Source organism: Bacteroidales bacterium, from assembly GCA_014860575.1.
Lineage (GTDB): Bacteria > Bacteroidota > Bacteroidia > Bacteroidales > JAAYJT01 > JAAYJT01.
On record JACZJK010000059.1, the window covers coordinates 1 to 3,070 of the forward strand.

The following is a 3,070-nucleotide window of genomic DNA, read 5'->3' on the forward strand; positions in this document are numbered from 1 at the left end:
GGATGGCACGGGTAAGTGTTGGCATTCAGAACACCGAAACCGATCTTGATCCACTTATCGAAGAACTAAATTCTATATCCGGCAACGGCCAACAGACCACGGATGTCCAGTTCACCAAAAAGGAAATATTAAGCCAGATAAAAGAATTTATTGATAAAAGAGAACTGTTGGTTTTTGGTCAGCAGGTCTGACATCGAAACCATATCCAGCAGTTGAATGGGCACAAGTCAATTAGGATAGCAGAAATTTGTGCCCATGCAGTTATCCATAAAATAAAATCCCGTTTGTCCTTTTGTAAAAACATTATCTTTGTTCTGACATTTACAGTTCATTGAATCAACGATAAAAATAAAAATGGGTTAAAACCGTACAATGTTTTCCTTCAGGAGCAAATCAGTGTACAGTTTTACCCTATCAATAAACGAGTTATGTGGCATTTTAAAATCGCAACATGAAGACAATTTTATGCATTTTGACATTTGGGTTTATACTATCTCTTTGGTCATGCAAGCATACTCAGACTGTTCAGAAAAACATTGAAGGCAAACAGCCTTTAAAGACAGAATTTAAAAATGAAGGAGAACATTCAGAATATATGATTCGAGATGTTTTCGAAAATAAATACCATGAACAATCTTACCCAAAATATAATGGAAAGATTAAAATAATTACACGAGAAAACATGACTTCAATCATTTACGATAGTATCGCAATCAGCATTGGGGAATATAACTTGAATTATTTAGGACTATTTTCAAGTGGACTTATTACACCTCAAATGTTAGGCTGTTCAACATCCGAGGGACTTGCAATTTCAATTACGGAACTCAAATATTTAGAAAAGAAGGACAAACGAAGATTTGAATTTTGGGTTGGTCCACCCAATTCCTTTGTGACCCAATCTTTTTTAATAGAATTGACTAACAAGGAAAAATTAGAGACAGACAATTTTAATGAATTTATAAAAAATGCAAAAGTTACTTTTGTGTATGAAGGTTGGATGATATTATAAAAAACGCCACATAAAAAACGCTATAGCAAATGCGGGTTTGCGTGTTCGTTGAAACATTTGAAATCTTTACCTACATTTGTGTTGGTAGACAGTTGAGCAACAATCTATTCCCGCACTTGCCATAGCGTCGGCCGTTACCGGACATTTGAAAAATGAAGCGACTACTAAAAATAAAAACCATATTAATGATTCTTCTGACCATCAGTTTATACGTCAATTCTTATGGACAACAAACTGATTCATTAAAATGTAACATCTCAATCGTTTTGGACGCATCTGAGAGTGGAGATAAAATATCAGAAAATTTATTGCTCAAATTCTTGGAAACTTTTGGACTAGATTGCAGAAACAATGCCGAGTTCAGTGAATTTAGTAATGGAACTCTGTACAAAGTAATCCAGATAAACCCACAAAAATTCATTAAAATACTCAATGATAATTTGAGCAAAGTTGACTTTAATGAAATCCTCTTTAACTTGGAGAATCCTGTGAATGATTTAATTGACCTCGATTTGACAATCAATAAAATTGCTGATGTAAAAATTGATAAATCTATCAAAGGCAAATTAATAATTGCTATTAACTCTGGGAATTGGGATGAATCAAAAAAGATTCATGAATTGAAGGATTCAACAGTAATGTTTTTTATCCCAGATTCGACTCAGTTTAATTCAATTGCAAAATCTGACAATTCAGAAGGGATTTATGAAGTCTCAAGTGATTTTGGATTTTATGCAAATAAAATAATTGAAAAGTACAAAGACTCCTCTCTGAATGTCAATATCAGTGACGACCGATTTTTTATTGTAAATAACCAATTATTTGACAGGTTGGAACAGAAAAGTCCTTATGGAGTCTTACTTGTAAAACAAGACAAATTTGAAATAGAAACTGGTGTATTTACCGACAGTGGATTACAGCAAATGATAAATGACTTTTTTAAAACGGAAAAATAAAAACGTGTGGTAACAAAGTACATATTGCAGGGCGGGGTTCAGTAGTACGCCAACTGCAGATTCCCGTTTCGCACTTCCGTGTCCTTCGGACAGGAACGTTCTCCGAAATCCGCCCCGACAACATGTGCCAACCGTTACACAACGTTTAATAACAAATAATAAGGAGATAGCACAATGACTGTAAAACATAAGAGACTTGGAAAGCACGGGGTTCTGGTTAGTGATATTTGCCTTGGAACCATGAACTTTGGGTGGCATGCGAGCGAAGCAGAGAGCTTCAAAATCATGGATCGCGCGTTGGAATTGGGGATCAATTTTTTCGATACTGCCGATGTGTATGGCTGGTCGGTGGAACATGGATACACGGAAGAAATTATCGGGCGATGGCTTGCACAGGGCGGAGGCCGGCGGGATGCTGTGGTACTGGCCACAAAAGTTTACAATCCTGTGGATCGCAAGGCAAATTTACCAGAAGTAAACAGTGATGGCCGCAGCCTGAGCGCCTATAAAATCCGGAAACATTGCGAAGGCAGCTTAAAGCGATTGCAAACCGATTGGATTGATTTGTATCAGATGCATCATATCGACCGTGAGTGTTCATGGGATGAAACCTGGCAAAGTTTTGACACACTGATCAAACAAGGGAAAGTTGTGTATGCCGGTTCAAGCAATTTCGCGGGTTGGGATATTGCTACTGCCTGCCAGGAAGCTTCCAAACGCGGCATGTTGGGATTGGTGAGCGAGCAGAGTGTGTACAATCTTGACAACCGGATGGTTGAGCTTGAAGTGATTCCGGCCTGCCGACATTACGGATTAGGACTGATTCCCTGGAGTCCATTGGCCGGCGGGCTGTTGGGCGGAGCATTGGAGAAACATAAGGTTGGAAGGCGTATTGACAAAAGCCAGGTGGATCAAATAGAAAAAAAACGTAGTCAATTGGAGAAATACGAGGCGCTGTGTAAAAATATTGGACACCCACCCGGAGAAGTCGCACTGGCATGGTTGCTTCATAATCCGGTTGTGACAGCGCCTATTATTGGCCCACGAACATTCGAACAACTCGAAAGTGCAGTTCGGGCTGCAAGTATTCAGCTTGATGAAG

The 3,070-nt window shown here is 38.6% G+C and carries 4 protein-coding genes; all 4 read left to right on the top strand.

Features of this window, described 5'->3' with window-relative positions:
* Window positions 1-191: hypothetical protein (locus tag IH597_16165; GenBank protein MBE0663992.1), on the top strand; the 191-nt coding region annotated here is incomplete at its 5' end.
* A 260-nt stretch (window positions 192-451) separates the two neighbouring features.
* On the top strand, window positions 452-1,012 hold the full coding sequence (locus tag IH597_16170) for a hypothetical protein (protein MBE0663993.1): 561 nt from the start codon (window positions 452-454) through the stop codon (window positions 1,010-1,012).
* Window positions 1,013-1,197: 185 nt separating this feature from the next.
* The gene (locus tag IH597_16175) at window positions 1,198-1,968 is read left to right on the top strand and encodes a hypothetical protein (GenBank protein ID MBE0663994.1); all 771 of its coding nucleotides are present in this window, start codon (window positions 1,198-1,200) and stop codon (window positions 1,966-1,968) included.
* 174 nt (window positions 1,969-2,142) lie between these two features.
* Window positions 2,143-3,070: aldo/keto reductase (locus IH597_16180; protein MBE0663995.1), on the top strand; the 928-nt coding region annotated here is incomplete at its 3' end.